Below are 327 nucleotides of genomic sequence, written 5' to 3' on the forward strand. Positions count from 1 at the left end.
GGCTCTATGTCAAGTAGTGTTGGTAAATAGTAATAGTTGCACTTGAACGCTTGTTCAAGTGCTGTTTTTTTACTTAAATTAAGCTGTCTTATTTTGCATTTCTAATTGTTTTTGGTATTCTTCCTCATATTTTTTAATGGCGTCTTCTTCAGCAAATAATAGTGGACGATAAGCTTCATTCTTCACATTATTATGAGCAGTCGATAATATAATTCTACTTCTTAAATGGTAGAAGTTTCGATATCCATAACTGATTCGTTTAATGACTTTAATTTTATTGTTTGTACCTTCCACACAACCGTTTGATAGCGTATATTTCAAGCTATT

The 327-nt window shown here is 31.2% G+C and carries 1 protein-coding gene; it reads right to left on the reverse strand.

All coding sequences use genetic code 11. From position 1 onward, the window contains the following. Positions 1–78: 78 nt before the first annotated feature. A partial coding sequence (locus HMPREF2811_RS03580; protein WP_071408142.1) for a transposase occupies positions 79–327 on the reverse strand: 249 nt, incomplete at its 5' end.

The organism is Globicatella sp. HMSC072A10 (assembly GCF_001811625.1).
Lineage (GTDB): Bacteria > Bacillota > Bacilli > Lactobacillales > Aerococcaceae > Globicatella > Globicatella sanguinis.